This is a genomic window from Paractinoplanes globisporus DSM 43857, assembly GCF_000379645.1.
GTDB classification, from domain to species: Bacteria; Actinomycetota; Actinomycetes; order Mycobacteriales; family Micromonosporaceae; genus Actinoplanes; species Actinoplanes globisporus.
Window position 1 is genome coordinate 277,622 of sequence record NZ_KB903350.1, and the last position, 15,353, is coordinate 292,974.

Below are 15,353 nucleotides of genomic sequence, written 5' to 3' on the forward strand. Positions count from 1 at the left end.
ATGTACGTGGTATCGACGTGGGTGCTCCCACGGTCCGTCACGGCCGCGCGACTGTCGTAGGGAGTCGCCGGGAGCGCCGCTTGCAGGCACTTCCGAAAGGCAACTCCCATGAACATCACCGCACGGACGTCGTCGAACGGCGTCACCGAACGCGACTTCACCGTCGGCGACATCCCCGGCGTGCTCTGGTCGCCGGCCGCCACCTCCGGCCGGCTCCCGCTGATCCTGATGGGTCACGGCGGCGGCACCCACAAGAAGGCCCCGGCCATGACGGGCCGCGCGGGCCTGCTCCTGGCCGCCGGCTTCGCGGTGGCCGTCATCGACGCGCCCGGCCACGGGGATCGCCCCCGCACCGCGTACGACGAGGAAGAGATCGCCGTGATGCAGCGGGCCATGGCGACCGGCGAGCCGGTCGGCCCGATCGTCGAGCGCTACAACGGCCACCTCGCGAAGCAGGCCGTGCCCGAGTGGCAGGCGACGCTCGACGCCCTGCGGGAGCTGCCGGAGATCGGCTCCGACGGCCCGGTCGGCTACTACGGCATCAACATGGGCACCGCGATCGGTGTCCCGCTGACCGCGATCGAGCCCCGCATCACCGCCGCGGTCTTCGGCCAGTTCTGGCCGGGCACGCTCGTCGAGGCGGCCCGCCGGATCACCGTCCCGATCGAGTTCGCCCTCCAGTGGGACGACGAGCACATCCCGCGGGAGGCCGGGCTGGCGCTGTTCGACGCCTTCGGCTCCACCGAGAAGACGCTGCACGCCAACGCGGGCCGGCACAAGGAACTGCCCCGCTTCGAGGCGGACAGCGCGGTCCGCTTCTTCACCCGCCACTTCAGCAAGGCCATGACTCCGGCCTGACGTGATCGCGTAGGCGGCCGGTGGACCGGCCGCCTACGCTCGCGGCCATGACGCCGGTGCTGGGGACTGGGCGATCGCGTTGCGGTCGCGCGGATCAGCCCGTTCGACCCGACCGGGCCGTACGCGGCCGCGCTGTACCGGGAGGCGGCGGGCACCCGGCAGGTGCCCGGATTGCTGGCGCACCGTCGTCTCCCCGGCGGCGATCTTCAGGTGCTGGAGTGGCTGCGGCCGGTTCCCGAGGAGGAGGCCGACGGGCGGCTGGTGGTGGCCGACCTGTTCTACGCCGACGGGCCCAACCTCTACGCGACCGCCGCCGACGCGCGCCTGGCCGGCCGGGGCTAGCGGTCGCGGGCAACCATCCCTACCATTACGTCGCGCGATATAACGTCGTACGTAATAGGAGGCGGTCGTTGAACAGGGCGGTTCTGGTCTTGGCGCCGGCCGGTGCGTTGCTTGCGGTCGCGGGGGCCTTCCTCTACCCCGCGGCGTTGGGTGGGGGCGGCTATCTGGGGCTGGCCGGAGCGGTCGTCGCGCCGGCGGTCTGCGTCGTGCTGCTTCGGTGGGGTCCGACGGCCGTGCCGGCGGCGCCGGCGGTCGCCGCGCGGATCGGTGCCACGGCGGGGCTGATCGCGGGGGCGCTCTATGCCGCCGAGGGGCTTGCGGAATACCTCAGCGCCGGGGTCACCGACGCCAGCGTGACCATTGGCTGGATCATCGTGGGCGGACTGGTGACGGCCACCGTCATTGCCGCGGCTACGGCCTCGGTGCGGGTGGGAACCGTGCGGGCCGGGGTGATCGCGGCGGTGCACTGCGCCGTCAGCGAATACCTGGTGTGGTACCCGGCGGTGCTGATCGCCTACTACGCGTTCCGCAACAGCGGGGCCATCGAGCGGGTCTGGCGGGCCGAGGGCATCTACGACGACTTCGCCCGCAGCGGCATGTCCGACATCCGGGCGTTCGTCCTTCAGGATTTCTGGGGCGCCGGTTTCTTCCATCTCCTGGCCGGCCTGGTCATCGCCGGGATATTCGGGACGCTCGCGGCGCTCGCCGGGCGGCTCGGCCTGCGCTTGCGGCCGGCCGGATCGGCGACCCGACCCGGGTGACCCGGCCCCGAACGGCCGCCGGACGGCGCGACAGCGACGGGAGCCCTAAAGTCTTCAGGCGTGGAACGGGGGTGGCCGGCGCGCGGGGCCTGGGTGATCGCTGCTACGTCGGCCGAGGTCGACTGGCGGATCGCGGCGCGAGCGATCGCGGCCGCCGCCGAGGTGACGGTCGCGGCGGTGGTCGTGGGCGGGGAGCTCGGCGCGGATGAACCGGTGCGGGAGCGGCTCGCGGGGCTGGTCGAGCTCGGCGAGGTCGACCAGGTCGGGCTGGAGCGAGCCCGCGATCTCGTGGTGGCGGCGATCCGGGCGTACGACCTCGTGCTGGTCGGCGCCGACACCGGGCTGCTCGTGCCGATCGGGCGGGACGGCTGGACGCCGGCCGACCTCGCGGCGGAGGTGAACGCGCCGGTCGTGGTCGTGACCGGGCCGGGGCCCGACGCGGTCAACCACACCACGCTCGCGTTGGGGGCGCTCGCCGGGCACGGGATCATCGCGTCGGTCGTGACCATCGGCGAGGTGGACGAGGCCGCGCTGCCGGTCGCGCCGAGCGGGCGGATCCCGGCCGCCCCGGGGGACTTCGGCGACGCCGGTGAGTGGCTCGAGCCGATGCTGCGGGCCACGGCCCGGCCGGCGCCGGCGGCGGAGAGCGCGCCCGCCGAACCGAGGCGGACGACCAGCGGGAAGCGGATCGTGCTGGCGCTGGCGGCGGTGTTCGTCGTCATGGTGGTGACGGTGTGCGGGCTGGCGTGGTTCGGGCGCGGGCCGGACGACGTCGAGTATCGGCAGACCATCACGGCCCGGACGGTGTTGCCGCCGCTCCCCCGGGCCACCGTGCCGATGCCGACCGCGCGGCGGCGAACGGCCGCCGATGTCTGTCCGGAGAACGGCGGGCCGGGCGGCGTCACGAAGCCGGACGCGGCGACCACCGCCCGCGTGAACGCGGCCTGGGCGCGGATCGAGAAGTGGCTCCGGGGGCACGCGCCGGCCAGTGCCAAGGCGCTGCGGCCGGGGGCGTCGGCCGCGGCCGTCGACGACCTGCAGCGGCGGATGTCGGTGGCGTTCCCGGCCGACCTGGTCGCGTCCTTGCGGCGGCACGACGGGGTGGCGCGGGGCCGGGGTTTCTCCCTGCCGCCGTTCTACACGCCCGACACGCTCACCGAGATCCTCGCCGACTGGCGCGTGAACTGCGGTGTCATGGCGACCGAGAACATCACCTGGGCCGATGACGCCTGGTGGCACCGCGACTTCGTGCCGTTCGCGGCGGCCGGCGACGGTGGCAGCCTCGTCGTCGACCAGCGGGACGGCGGGCACGGCCGGGTGGGCGAGTTCTTCGCGGAGGACGGCACCACCTTCGAGCGGTGGCCGGGGTCGGTCGCGGAACTGCTCGAGCTGACCGCCGGCTCGCTGGAGACCGGCAAGCCGTTCGCCGGGCACTACCGGCCGCGGGTGGACGAGAACGGCGCGCTCGACTGGGAGATCAGCTGATCACCCGCAGGCGGTCGACCAGCCGGTCGATATAGGCGGGGGTGAGCGGGCCCATCCCGAGCAGGGCGCGAAGGTAGATCGGCGCCAGGATGTGGTCGACCACGTCGACGGCCTGCGGAGGTTGCTCGCCTCGTGCCCGCGAACGGTCGAGGATGACCTGGACCTGGCCGGCCCGCTCGGCGAGGAAGGCGTCGCGTCGCTCGCCCGGGTAGCCGACGGCGCGGCGCAGCGCCGCCAGGCCGTCGGGGGTGGTGAGGTCGCGGGCCACACCGGTGGCGTAGGCGAGCAGGTCGCCGGTGTCGAACGCCAGGTCCACGGCCCTCAGGGTAGACAAAGCGGGGGCCGGTGGCCCCCGCTTTGCCGACGAACCTACTGCTTGGCGACCCTACTGCTTGGCGACGAACCGGATCCGGCGCTTACGCCCGAGGGCGGCCAGCCCGATGACGATCAGCACGATGCCGGCCGCGGCGATCGCGAAGATCGGGGCGCCGGTGATCGGGAGACCGCCGCCACCGCCCTGGCCGCCGCCCGCTGTGCCGCCCGGTGACGGGCTGGCCGAGGCCGGCGGCTTGGTGACGGCCGGCACCTGGTCGGCGCCGCCGTTGAAGGCGTCCTTGTCGTCGGTCGTCTTGGCCACCTCGGTGAGCGACTTCTGGACCGTCGACGGCAGGGCCGGGTACTGCTGCTTGAAGGTGCTGTCGTTGAGCGTGTCGACCTTCACCGGCTGGGTGAAGTCGACGCCGCCGGCCGTGACCACGAAACCGTCCGGCGTCGTGTAGACGACGCTGTTCAGCTCCTTCAGGTACTTGTTGTAGATGTCCTTCGGGTCCCACGTCTTGATCGACTCGAGGGTGTCGACGTCGTTGCTGTCGACCCCGAAGTCGGCCGCGGTGCCGGCCTTGGCGAGCCGCTGGCGGTACCACTCGGCGGCGACCCGGCTGATGTAGACGCGGCGCAGGGCGGTGTACTCCGGCGACTCGTTCACCAGCTTGGTCAGCTCCGGCACGATCACCGAGCGGTAGATCTCGGTGGCCGCCTTGGAGTCGGCGGGGCAGGTGAAGTCGCTGCCGGGCATGTGGAAGTCGGCGCCCTCGGTCTTCACCTCGAGCGGCGCGTCCAGGATGTAGAGCTCCGAGCCGGACTCGCGGACCGTGGCCTGCTTGGGCACGATCCAGTCGCGCTTGCAGAACTTCTCGAGGCCGGCGGCCTGCATCTTGCCCCAGAACTCCTTGCCGATCGGCGTGTTCGGGTCGATCAGCTTGGTGCCGGACTCCTTGAGCGTGAGGTCGGACGACAGCAGAACCTGGCCGACGTCGGTCTGGGCCAGGTCGGAGTCGATGATCCGGTTGGGCTCGTCGGGGTTGAGGTTCACCCAGAACTTCGACGGCTGGACGGTCATCCACACGTTGAGCGCCGTGAACGCGTCGTAGATCGGCCCGGTCCCGTCGGTGGACGGCTTGCCGGGCAAGGTCGGCGCCTTGAACGAGTACGTGTTGCCGGAGGTGCCGTCGGAGACGTACCGCAGCTGGACCGAGGAGAAGTCGATGCCGCCGGGACGGCCGGGGCCGAGCTGGCGCTGGACGGCCTTGCCGATGCCGCTCTGCACGTTCGCCGGGTCGTTGATGCGGCCCGGGGCGCCGTTGGCCTTCAGCTGCTTGAGCGCGAGCGGCTTGTTGCCGGTCTTCGGGTTGTTGGCCCGGTCGCGGATCGCCTTGACGTCGTCGTCGGTGTCGCCCTCCCGGCCGTTCCACTGCCAGGACCAGGTGAACTTGTTACGTACGCCCGCGGTGCCGAGCTTGGTGTCGCACTTGTTGGCGCACGGCTCGAGCTCGGAGAAGCCCTCGGCGATGCGGGAGGCCCGGGCCGGCTGGTACGACACGCGACCGGTGGCCGGGTCGAACACGATCCGCCTCGCCTTGCCGTTCATCTGGTCGAGCAGACGCTCCTCGGAGTGCTGGAGGTTGTCGCTGTACCCGATGACGTAGGTCCCGTCCTCCAGCCGCGCGATGGCGTAGTTGGAGGCGCCGGCGTTCTTGAAGAGCTTGTCGGTGGTGCCCCGGGGCTTGTTCTGCTGCAGCCACAGACGGGCCTTCTGCAGATTGCGGCTCAACTCGTTGCACCCGTAGACAACCTGCCCGTCGGCCGTGACCGGTGGGCATCCGGGATCCACCGCCGACAATGCGGTGAGGGCGCCACCGGCGAATGCCGGAGCGGCGGGCAGCCCGCCGACCAGCGACCAGAGCAGGAGCAGGACCGCCGCCCAGCGCCCCCAGAGCGCGGGTTTGGTGGTTCGTTGCATCGAATCCGTCGTCCCTTCTACCCGCGCCGGAGAATGGCCCCCCATGAGCGCGCGGCACGGGTTATTCATGCGCGACCGTCAATGTCGCGCAGACGGGAACGGATGCTAGATGGTCACTTCGGCCCGGGTGATCCCGTACGACGTTCCGGACATTTACCTAGAAGTCCGAATAGGTACCTTCGGCCAGCTCGTAGTACAAGGCGTCCCAGTACGTGTCGGTCTTGTCGGCCGCGGGGTCGATCCGGGCGATGCCGGCGCGGACCTCCTCGGCGGCATCGGCCCAGGCCTCGGCGTCCTCGCCGGTCAGATCGGGCTCGTACCGAAGCACCAGCCGCACCGACCGGCCGAACTGCTCCAGGCTCGAGTTCACGAAGTTCGGCGGGAGGTCGTCCGGGCGTACCAGATAGACCGCATCCGTAGCCAAATCGAGACAGAACTCGCCTGCGAAGAGCCCGATGCCGTGCCCGAAACGCAGCAGCCGGCCGAGCGACGGGACGTCCACCTCGGACAGTTCGGGGCCGAGCAGGAAGTTGGCGCTGTCGTCCAGCTTCAGCAGGGCGACGGGCAGGTCGGCCGCGAGAAATCGCTCCCGCAGCGACGGCGGGAGCGACTCCCAGCCGGGCACATCTTCGACAGGCGCTGACATGCCGGACATCGTAGACACCAGAACCTAACCGGCCAGGAACTCCAGCATCACCGGGTTCAGCAGGTCGGGGCGCTCCATGCTGGGCAGGTGGCCGGCCCAGGACAGGTCGAGGCGTTCCGCGTCGGGCAGGGTCGCGGCCAGCCGGTCGGCGATCGCGGTGAAGTCGGGCAGGTCGTGGGCGCCGGTGACGAGCAACGTGCGGGCGGCGATGGCGTTCAGGTCAAACTGGTGGCGGATCTGCTCGGGCTCCTCGTCGACGCCCACCTGCACGTCGAAGATGTGACGCTGCATCACGCGTACACGGGAACGAATTTGATCTGTGGCCTCGGGACCGACCCAGACCTCGGCGTTGAGGTCGGCCGCGCCATCCAGGTCACCGGCCTCGAGCAGGGCATCCTCGCGCTCGCCGTAGGCCCGCAGCTCGGGGCCGGGCTCGAAACCGGCCACGGCGGTGGCCAGGAGCAGCAGCGCGGAGACGCGCGACGGCCAGCGAGCAGCCACTTCCAGCGCCACCTTGCCGCCGCCGGACGCGCCGACCAGCCGGAACCGGTCGACGCCCAGGTCGTCGAGCAGCGCGATCACGTCGTCGGCGTCACTGTAGAGGCCGGTCGGCAGCGGGGTCTCGCCGAAACCGTTGAGATCGCAGCGGATCGCGCGGTAGCCGGCCGCGGTCAGTGCCGGGACCTGCGGATCCCACATCCGCCGATCGACGACCGTGGAGTGCAGGAGCAGGACGGCCGGCCCGTCGCCGGCCACATCGTATGCAAGCGTCATTGCCGCCGACGGTAACGAGCCTGGTCCGGCCGTGCATCCCAATAACGAACGATCATCACCTAGGCTGTCCGGCATGGGACAGATCGAGCGCTTCGCCGACCTGGTCGTGCGGGCCGGGGTCAACGTGCAACCGGGCCAGGGAGTCGTGATCGACACCGACACCGCCCACCTCGAGATCGCGCGGGCCGTGGTCGAGGCCGCCTATCGCGCCGGGGCCGGCTGGGTCGAGACCGTCTGGAGCGACGGGCCCATGCAGCGCTCGGCGGTCGACCACACGAGCATCGAGCAGCTCACCCGCACCCGGCCGTGGGCGCTCGCCCGCATCGAGGAATGGGCCGCCGCGGGGGTGGCCTCGATCGCGCTGGTCGGCGACGCGAACCCGCACCTGTTCGACGGCGCCGACCCGGAAAAGGTCGCGGCCCGCCGGTGGGAGGAGGCGCAGGCCCGGCGGCGTGCGCTGTTCGACCGCATGCGGTGGAGCGTGGTCGCCGCACCGAACCCGGGCTGGGCGCAGCAGATCTTCGGCGAGCCCGACGTGGATCGCCTGTGGGAGGCGGTCGGCACCGCGATGCGCCTCGACGCCGCCGACCCGGCCGCCGCGTGGCAGGAACGGTCGGCGACGCTGACCGGCCGCGCCCACCAGCTGGACGCGCTGGAGCTGACCGAGGTGCGCTACGTCGGCGAGGGCACCGACCTGACCGTGGGTCTGCCGGCGAACCCGCGCTGGACCGGCGGCGGCATGATCGACCCGAACGGCATCGCCTACCTGCCGAACATCCCCACCGAGGAGGTGTTCACCAGCCCCGACCGGCGCCGCGCCGACGGGGTGATCCGGGTGACCCGTCCCATGGTGATCGCCGGCCAGCTGATCACCGGCCTCCGGGTCACCTTCAAGGCCGGCAAGATCATCGACGTGTACGCCGACGAGGGCGCCGACGTGATCAAGGCGCAGGTCGCCACCGACGAGGGCTCGTCCCGCCTCGGCGAGGTGTCGCTGGTCGACAAGGACAGCCGGATCGCCAAGGCCGGGATCGTCTTCCACAACACGCTGTTCGACGAGAACGCGGGCTGTCACGTGGCGTGGGGGCAGAGCTTCCCGTTCGCGGTCGAGGGCGGCATGGCGCTGAGCGAGGCGGAGCGGGTCGACCTGGGGCTGAACATGTCCGGCGTGCACACGGACGTGGTGATCGGCGGGGCCGGCATCACCGTGACCGGCACCGGGCCGAAGGGCACCGTCGAGATCATCCGCGACGACGAGTGGGTGCTCTGACCGGGATGCGCGTGCTCGTTCTCGGCGGTACGGGATTCGTGGGCCGGGCGATCGTCTCGCGGTTGCCGGCCGGCGGGCACGAGCCGGTGCTGTTCAACCGCGGCACCCACCGGGACATGTTTCCCGAGGTCGAGCAGCTGATCGGGGACCGGTATGCGGGGGACTTCGCCGCCCTCAAGACCGGCTCCTGGGACGCGGTCGTCGACGTGACGTCGTACCTGCCGCGGGATGTCGCCGGGGCGATGGACGCGGTGGGCGATCGGGCCGGGCGGTATTTGTTCATCTCCAGCCACGCGGTGTTCGACGGGGCCGGGCCGGGGCTGCGGGAGCCGATTCGTGACGCCGAGTGGCCGTTGACCAATGACACCTACGGTCCGTCGAAGGTGGCTTGCGAGCAGGATGTGACGGCCCGGTTCGGGGATCGGGCCACGATCGTGCGGCCGTGCAAGGTGGCGGGGCCGCACGACACTCAGGAGGGTCTGCTGCACTGGGTGCGCGCGGCGGCCGCCGGCGGGCGGGTCGAACTCCCCGGCGATCCCGATCAGCCCATCCAGTTGGTCGATTCACGCGATTTGGCCGAATTGGTGGTCCGGCTCCTGGTGGACGACAAGCCCGGCGCCTACACCGCCGCCGGCGACCAGACCACCTTTTCCGGACTTATCCGGATTTGTGCGGAGGCGGCCGGGACCGAGGTCGAGATCGTGCCCGTCGCGGCCGAGCCCGGGAAACACGCGCCGCTGGTGAGGGATCGGGAAGCATGGCCCACGCTGCACCGGACCCCCGCCCCGGAGATGCTTCCGCTGACCCCGCTCCTGACCACCGCCCGCGACGTCCTCGCCTGGGACCGGGGCGAATCTCGCTGACGGGCCAGCGCCGGGCGGAACGCTTTCCCCCAGGCGGCGCCTCACCCCCGGACGACGGCCCGGCGCGACGCCCCCCGCGCGACGGCTCACCCCCAGACGACGGCCCGGCGCGAGGCTTGTCACCCCGGGTGGCGGTTCGCTGACGGACCTCGGCCCGGCGCAACACTTGCCACCCCGGGCGGCGGTTCGCTGACGGACGACGGCCCCGGCGATATTGCCACCTCGGGCGACGGTTGCGGACTTCGCGGCGTGGGCGCGGGTCTTGGCCACCCACTCAAGCCCGGCGGTCGCGGCACGGTCCGGTGTTGCAGGGAGCTTGCGCTGGAAGGCGGGGACTTTTCTGGACCTCGTACGATATGGGGATTTTTACCAGGAATTTGCGCGACGGGACCGCCATGGCCGGCCATCGGGGTCGTAGAGCAGGCGGTAGGCCGGGAGGGACCAGACGCGCTGGTGCCAGGGCAGATGCTCGGGGGCGTGGGGGAAGATGCGGCCGGGTGGGCGAGGGTCTGCGCGGCCGGCGTCGCTCCAGGATCGCAGGCGGGCTCCGGCGGAGGTCATGGCCTTCACCGCCGACAGGGGGTCGACCAGGTCTTCGTCGTCGGTGGGGGCGCGGTCGAGGTGTTCGCGCATGAGGGCGAGTCGCAGGTTCCGGGCAAAACCGCCGGACTCGTCGGCGGCGGAATCGAGGATCGCGCACGACACCTCGCTGTCGTGGGTCCAGGAGCGGCGGTTGAAGTTGTCGCTTCCTACGCTGCACCACGTGTCGTCGATGACGCAGACCTTGGCGTGGACGTAGACCGGCGTGCCCTCGTGATTTTCCAGGTCGAAGACGTGGATGCGGTCGGGAGCGGCCATCCGGCAGACGGCCAGGGCCTGCTCGCGGCCGATCTGGTTGGGCGGCAGGGAGAGGCGGCCGTCCACGTCGGGGTGGCGGGGGACGACGGCGATCAGGTGCAGGGTGGGTGTGGCTCGCAGCGCCTCGGCGAAGAGGTTCGCCACCTCGGTCGACCACAGGTACTGGTCCTCCAGGTAGATCAGGTGGCGGGCCCGGCGGATGGCCTTGGTGTAGGCGCGGGCGATGCTTCTCTCGCCGTTGCGGGCGAAGGAGTACCGCGGGCGCATCGCCGGGTACGTGCGCAGCACCTGGATGTCGAGCGGGCCGCACGCGGGTGGGTCGGGCGGCTGGTCGGGTAGCCGGTCGGCGTGCGGGTCGGCGTGCTTGAGGCGGTCCATGACGGTGGCGATCGGGCCGTGCTGGTCGAGGGGGGCGGGATCGTTCCAGCGCTCGCGGAAGGTCAGGTCGAGGGCGCCGACCACCGGACCGCGGACGGCGAGCTGGACATCATGCCAGGGCGGATTTTTCCCGTATTCACGGGACATTTGCAACGGCTGCGGATCGCCGTGGTGGTCCGGGCCGTCGCGGCGGCTGTGGCACAGGTCGATGCCGCCGACGAAGGCGATGTCCTGCTCGGGACGGCCGGGACGGCGCAGGACCACCAGTTTCTGGTGATGGGAACCGCCGCGTCGTACCCGCTGGTCGAGGAGGACTTCGCCGCCGGCCTCGCGGATGTCGTCGCCGAGATTGCGGTTCTCCTCCTCGCTGTAGGCCATTTTGTCCACATGCGACCGCCACAGCAGGCCCTTGACGATCACGCCCCGCCGGGCGGCCGCCGCGAAGAGGGCGGCGACGGTCGGGCCGTCGTCGCGCAGTCGCTCGTCCGGGTCGCCCCGCCAGTCGGTGAAGAAGAGGTGGTCACCCGGTCGGAGACTGTCCACCTCGGTCGCCAGCCGGTCAAAATACGTTATTCCGTGAATAAGTGGTTCGGCCGAGTTTCCCGCACACCACGTGGGTATGGAGGAGTCCGGGTTGCCGCGCTCCTGCTCATTGAGGAACCAGTCCAAGGCAGCCACTCCGAGGTCGACGATGCCCTCACGCTATGCCCGTTGACGGACCCCCGCATGCTGGAAGCAACTCCCGGAGGGATCAGCCATGAGCAGCGAGCCGTTCCCCGAGACCACGACCACGACCGCCATCTCCACCACCGCCACCGTCGCGGCCGCCGCCGCGGCCGCTACCGCCGCCGAGAAAGGACTGCTCATCGCGGTCCTGCTGATTGTTCTGCTCGGTGCCGGCGGGATGCTGTTCATGATTTGACCGCTCGTATCGACAGCGTGGTGGGCACGGGGGCGCCGCCCTCCACGAAGTCGACGAGACGCAGGCCGGCCGTCAGGAATGCGCGCAGCAGCGTCGGCAGCGGGAAATGGGTCGCTCCGACCCGGTTGCGGACGCCCTCCGTCGTCCACGAGTCCTTGGTCCAGTGGCCGTCAAGATAGCCGGGACGGATGATCACCGCCTCGGGGTCGGAGCGGTCGGCGAAACCGCCGCAGAAGGCGGGATGCACTCCCACGTGGACGAAGGTGCCGCCGGGGCGGAGGACTCGGGCCGCCTCGGTCAGGACCTGCGGATATGCCGGCATGTCGGTGTGCACCATGATCGCGATGGCCGCGGGCAGCGTCGCGTCCCGGAGGGGCAGGCGGGTGGCGTCGGCCCGGGCCACGGGGAGGCGATTTTTCCCGTACGCGAGCATGCGGGCCGAGAGATCTACGCCCAGGGGTGTCCAGCCGAGTGCGCTCAGTTCGGCCGCATGGATGCCGGTGCCGCAGCCGATCTCGAGGATGGGGCCGGCCCCGGGGCCCAGGAGGGTGTCTATTGCGGCATTTATCCCGATCGGGTCGCCGGGGGTGGTGCGGGGGAGGAAGTCGGTCTCGTACCAGTCGGCTATCTCGTCGTAAACCGCCATTCGCCCATGCTGCCCCGGGGGCCTGCTTGGTCGCCGCCCCGCGGGCTCAGCCGTCAGCGAACGCCACGCCGGGGGCGGCCCCGGGCTCAGAGCGAGAGCACTCGCCGGGCGTCGGCCATCACGGACGGTGAGGCGAGTGGTTCCCAGGTGGGGAAGACCGAGCGGAAGTAGTCGCCGGCCTTGGCCGCTATCTCGGCGGAGCGCTCGTAGACGTCGAGCTCGTTGACGATGCTCAGGTCGACGAAGGCACGCAGCTCGGCGGGCGTGGGCGAGGCGCTGTGGCCGGTGAAGCGACTCCAGATCAACTTCGTCGCGGGAAGGGCCCGCCACGTCCGCCCGCGGTCGCAGCCGCCGTAGAGGTAGACCATCTCCTCCGCCTCGACGCCGATCAGGCCGCGGAGAGTGGCGCGCTCGGAAACGTCGAGCAGCACGACGGGGAAGCCGTCCGTGCCGTAGGCCGCGTGAGTCAGGGCGGCCAGGCACGAGGCCGGCGCGGCGCCGTGCCCGGCGAGTCGCGCCGACACCCGGCCGAGGTGCTCGTACAGCGATCCGCCGGCATGCGGGATCGATTCCGCTCCGCGCGCACGCAGCCACTCCAGCACGGCGGTGGTCATTCCGGCGCCCCCAGGTCCCACGCGCTCGGGGCCCAGATCGGTGCCGAACGATCACCGGTGAGGGCCAGGCGGACCTGCCACGATCGCATCGACGGGCGCCCGGCCGCGTCCCAGCGATCGAGGACCTCGGTGGCCAGCTCGACGAGATCGGGCGGGCCGGCCAGCACGCTTCCGTCGGGAAGGATCACGACGCCCTTGGTCCGGGACGAGACCAGGCCGAGGTGGGCGTGATCGTGGTCGGGGGCGACGACGTGGGTCGCCCGACGGGTCAGGGCGCCGGCCGCGTACCAGAGATCGCGATAGGCCGGCTCGTCGAGCGGCGGGTCGAATCGGGCGGGCGCGGCCGGCTCCAGCGGGCCGAGCGCGTCGGCGGTCACCGGCGCCGGGAACGAGCCGGGATGCGGGGCGGTGAGCGGGCCGGACGCGAGCATGAAGCCGGACGCGCAGACGGGCACCCCGGTGACCGGGCCGTCGGCCGGGCCGTGCACGGACAGGATCGGATGGGTGCCGGCGTGGATCACGGGGGCCACCACGAAACCGCCGGGCGCGAGCTGCGCGAGCCACCGCGGGGAGACGCCGCCGACGCCGACCGTGACTATCACCCGGTCGAACGTGGCGCCGGGCTCGCCCGTGTAGCCGTCACCGTGCTCGACGCGTACGGACGAAATGCCGGCGCGAGCCAACGCGGAGCGTGCCTTGACCGCCACGTCCTTTTGCACGTCGATGCTGGTGATCGTCGCCCCGAGCGACGCGAGAAGGGCGGCGTTGTAGCCGGTGCCGGCGCCGATCTCGAGGATGCGCAGGCCGGGGGTCACGCGCAGGGCGAGGATCATCATGGCCATCAGCGACGGCTGGCTGGAGGAGCTGATCGGCACCTTGCCGTCGAGCTTGGTGACCAGCACGTCGTCGCTGTAGACGGTGGGCAGGAACTCGGGGTCGGCCGGGCGCACCCAGGTGCCGTCGCGGCGCTGGAAACCCTCGGGGACGAACGCCTCGCGGGGGACGCCGGCGAACGCGGCCGCCAGTTCCGGCGGGAGCTCGACGGCCCGCCGGATCTGTTGCACGTAGTCGCCGCGCGGCCCGGTCATCCCATCACGATAGAGGCGGCGACGGCGGCCTCGAGGCAGTCGGGCACATCGGCCGCATGGTAAGGCCATTCGGAGGGCTCGATGGCGTCGAGGAATGCGGCATAGGTGACGGCGCCGCGCAGCGCGGCCACGGGTCGCAAGAGCTGGGCGACGCGCAGCGGGTCGGTGCCGGGCCGGGCTTTCTTCCACCGGTACGCCCATTGCTCGATCACGGGATCGGGGGTGTCGAGCCGCTCGGTCAGTCGGAGGATGTCGAACGCGGGGTTGCCGAGCGTGCAGTCGCCCCAGTCCATGATGGTCAGTCGACCGGCGTCGTCGGTGCGCGTGTTGCCGGGGTGCAGGTCGCCGTGCATGAGGGTGTCGGGGAGCCCGCAGTCGTCGACCGCGGCGAGCCGGCCGGGAAGCTCGTCGAGCAGGTCACCGAGTCCGTCGATCTTGTCGAGGTACGGTTCGGCGACCCGCCGGACGCGCGCGATGTCGATCCGGCCGTCGGGGACCGTCGCCGCCAGCTCGGCGTCGCCGGCCAGGGCCAGCTGGACGGGGTGGAAGGCCTCGGCGATCTGGGCGCACAGGCCGGCGCCGGCGCCGTAGCGGTCGGCGCCCTCGACGTGGGCGAGCAGCATGCGGCCGTCGGCGCCGTCCGCGATCAGCGCCGGGACCAGGCCGGGGGCGACGGCGCCGACCAGGCGCAGCGCCGCCGGCTCGTGGGCGAAGAACGACGGGACCTGCTTGAGCCAGGCCACCGTGCGGTCGCCGTCGTCGAGGCGCCAGATCGCCGAGAGGTTCCAGGTGCGCTGCTGGTGGGCGGTCACCGGGCCGAGCACACCGCGCGCCCAGGCCAGTGACGCGGCCGGGCCGCCCACCTCGGCATAGGGCGCCCGGCGGGGATGCGGCGCCAGATCGACCGTGACCGGAAGCAGTCCGGCGGGCGGGGAGGCGGTCTCGGCCAGATAGGTGACCTGGTCGCCGGAGGCCTCGAGCAGGCGCAGGATCTGCCGGTCGGCGGTGGCGAACTCGCTCACCTCCTGCCGCCAGGGCGTGCCGACCTCGAACGGCGGCAGGGCACCGAACACCTCCCCCGCCGGCGACACGAGGACCAGCGTGACGACGCGCGTCATTTCGGCGGGAGGGTCGCGGCGTGGGCGCGGGCCAGCGCCACCCACTCGTCGAGCACCGGGTCGTCGAGGGTCTCGGGGGCCACGAGGATCCAGCCGTTCATGCGGCGGCCGCCGACCTCGAACGGGCGCACGCCGGGGCGGTCGGCGACCGATTCCGGGTCGATGCGCACGATCAACTCGTCGGCGTGCACGCCGACCGTCATGTTGCCGTTCGTCAGGAACGCCAGACCGCCGAACATCTTTTTCGCGGTGACGGCCGGATCGTCCCCGAGCCGGTCGTGCAGCCGCTGCGCCAGCACCTCGTCATAGGCCATGCCGCACATTGTGGCCCGCCGGAAGTGACATGCCGGTCACAGCCCGCGGATAGCGCCTGTATCGAGGTGGGGGCCGGGCGGCGGCTGGGCCACGCCGCAGCCCGTCTCCCACCTCGA

At 71.6% G+C, this 15,353-nt stretch carries 17 protein-coding genes; 7 read left to right on the forward strand and 10 right to left on the reverse strand.

The genetic code is table 11. From position 1 onward, the window contains the following. Positions 1 to 108 precede the first annotated feature (108 nt). The 4 genes from A3CQ_RS0145810 (at position 109) to A3CQ_RS59905 (ending at position 3,446) form a co-directional block, all read left to right on the forward strand. Positions 109 to 858, forward strand: coding sequence for an alpha/beta hydrolase family protein (locus tag A3CQ_RS0145810; protein ID WP_020517703.1), 750 nt, complete (start codon positions 109 to 111; stop codon positions 856 to 858). Between the two features lie 162 nt (positions 859 to 1,020). Further along, complete coding sequence (locus A3CQ_RS61520) at positions 1,021 to 1,200, forward strand: hypothetical protein (RefSeq protein WP_157297129.1); 180 nt, start codon at positions 1,021 to 1,023, stop codon at positions 1,198 to 1,200. 68 nt (positions 1,201 to 1,268) lie between these two features. Next, positions 1,269 to 1,961, forward strand: coding sequence for a hypothetical protein (locus tag A3CQ_RS0145820; protein ID WP_157297131.1), 693 nt, complete (start codon positions 1,269 to 1,271; stop codon positions 1,959 to 1,961). A 60-nt stretch (positions 1,962 to 2,021) separates the two neighbouring features. After that, positions 2,022 to 3,446, forward strand: a complete 1,425-nt coding sequence (locus A3CQ_RS59905; RefSeq protein WP_157297132.1) for an SMI1/KNR4 family protein — start codon at positions 2,022 to 2,024, stop codon at positions 3,444 to 3,446. On the opposite strand, the gene A3CQ_RS56390 is transcribed toward A3CQ_RS59905, so the two are convergent. The 4 genes from A3CQ_RS56390 to A3CQ_RS0145845 form a co-directional block, all read right to left on the reverse strand. Beyond that, positions 3,439 to 3,762 carry a TetR-like C-terminal domain-containing protein gene (locus A3CQ_RS56390; protein ID WP_020517707.1) on the reverse strand — a complete coding sequence of 108 codons (324 nt, stop codon included), beginning with the start codon at positions 3,760 to 3,762 and terminating at the stop codon, positions 3,439 to 3,441. The genes A3CQ_RS59905 and A3CQ_RS56390 overlap by 8 nt on opposite strands. 69 nt (positions 3,763 to 3,831) lie before the next feature. Further along, a complete protein-coding gene (locus tag A3CQ_RS0145835; protein ID WP_026206929.1) occupies positions 3,832 to 5,745 on the reverse strand; it encodes a hypothetical protein in 1,914 nt (637 codons plus the stop codon). A gap of 157 nt (positions 5,746 to 5,902) precedes the next feature. Then, entirely contained in the window at positions 5,903 to 6,391 is a 489-nt protein-coding gene (locus tag A3CQ_RS0145840) for an SUKH-4 family immunity protein (RefSeq protein ID WP_040434179.1), read from the reverse strand. A gap of 24 nt (positions 6,392 to 6,415) precedes the next feature. Beyond that, positions 6,416 to 7,165, reverse strand: coding sequence for an alpha/beta fold hydrolase (locus A3CQ_RS0145845; protein WP_026206930.1), 750 nt, complete (start codon positions 7,163 to 7,165; stop codon positions 6,416 to 6,418). A gap of 73 nt (positions 7,166 to 7,238) precedes the next feature. Here A3CQ_RS0145845 and A3CQ_RS0145850 point away from each other — a divergent pair, with 73 nt between their 5' ends. Together A3CQ_RS0145850 and A3CQ_RS0145855 are read left to right on the forward strand one after the other, a co-directional pair. Next, positions 7,239 to 8,435, forward strand: a complete 1,197-nt coding sequence (locus A3CQ_RS0145850; protein WP_020517710.1) for an aminopeptidase — start codon at positions 7,239 to 7,241, stop codon at positions 8,433 to 8,435. Positions 8,436 to 8,440: 5 nt separating this feature from the next. Continuing rightward, positions 8,441 to 9,298 (forward strand): NAD-dependent epimerase/dehydratase family protein, encoded by an 858-nt coding sequence (locus A3CQ_RS0145855; RefSeq protein ID WP_020517711.1) that lies wholly within the window; start codon positions 8,441 to 8,443, stop codon positions 9,296 to 9,298. 366 nt (positions 9,299 to 9,664) lie between these two features. On the opposite strand, the gene A3CQ_RS0145860 is transcribed toward A3CQ_RS0145855, so the two are convergent. Further along, complete coding sequence (locus tag A3CQ_RS0145860) at positions 9,665 to 11,212, reverse strand: phospholipase D family protein (protein ID WP_026206931.1); 1,548 nt, start codon at positions 11,210 to 11,212, stop codon at positions 9,665 to 9,667. Positions 11,213 to 11,291: 79 nt separating this feature from the next. Here A3CQ_RS0145860 and A3CQ_RS61525 point away from each other — a divergent pair, with 79 nt between their 5' ends. Continuing rightward, positions 11,292 to 11,456 (forward strand): hypothetical protein, encoded by a 165-nt coding sequence (locus A3CQ_RS61525; RefSeq protein ID WP_020517713.1) that lies wholly within the window; start codon positions 11,292 to 11,294, stop codon positions 11,454 to 11,456. Here the strand turns inward: A3CQ_RS61525 and A3CQ_RS0145870 are convergent. The 5 genes from A3CQ_RS0145870 to A3CQ_RS0145890 all read right to left on the reverse strand — a co-directional run bounded on the left by A3CQ_RS0145870 (position 11,446) and on the right by A3CQ_RS0145890 (position 15,236). Next, positions 11,446 to 12,102: a class I SAM-dependent methyltransferase gene (locus tag A3CQ_RS0145870; protein ID WP_020517714.1), complete on the reverse strand. Its 657-nt coding sequence runs from the start codon at positions 12,100 to 12,102 to the stop codon at positions 11,446 to 11,448. The two genes, A3CQ_RS61525 and A3CQ_RS0145870, sit on opposite strands and share 11 nt — an antisense overlap. A gap of 86 nt (positions 12,103 to 12,188) precedes the next feature. Further along, positions 12,189 to 12,716: a DUF6817 domain-containing protein gene (locus A3CQ_RS0145875; protein ID WP_020517715.1), complete on the reverse strand. Its 528-nt coding sequence runs from the start codon at positions 12,714 to 12,716 to the stop codon at positions 12,189 to 12,191. Then, complete coding sequence (locus A3CQ_RS0145880; protein WP_020517716.1) at positions 12,713 to 13,804, reverse strand: protein-L-isoaspartate O-methyltransferase family protein; 1,092 nt, start codon at positions 13,802 to 13,804, stop codon at positions 12,713 to 12,715. The genes A3CQ_RS0145875 and A3CQ_RS0145880 overlap by 4 nt, the downstream gene beginning before the upstream one ends. Next, positions 13,801 to 14,922: a phosphotransferase family protein gene (locus A3CQ_RS0145885; protein WP_020517717.1), complete on the reverse strand. Its 1,122-nt coding sequence runs from the start codon at positions 14,920 to 14,922 to the stop codon at positions 13,801 to 13,803. The genes A3CQ_RS0145880 and A3CQ_RS0145885 overlap by 4 nt, the downstream gene beginning before the upstream one ends. After that, positions 14,919 to 15,236, reverse strand: coding sequence for a TfoX/Sxy family protein (locus tag A3CQ_RS0145890; protein WP_026206932.1), 318 nt, complete (start codon positions 15,234 to 15,236; stop codon positions 14,919 to 14,921). Before A3CQ_RS0145890 ends, A3CQ_RS0145885 begins: the two co-directional genes overlap by 4 nt. Positions 15,237 to 15,353: the final 117 nt, after the last annotated feature.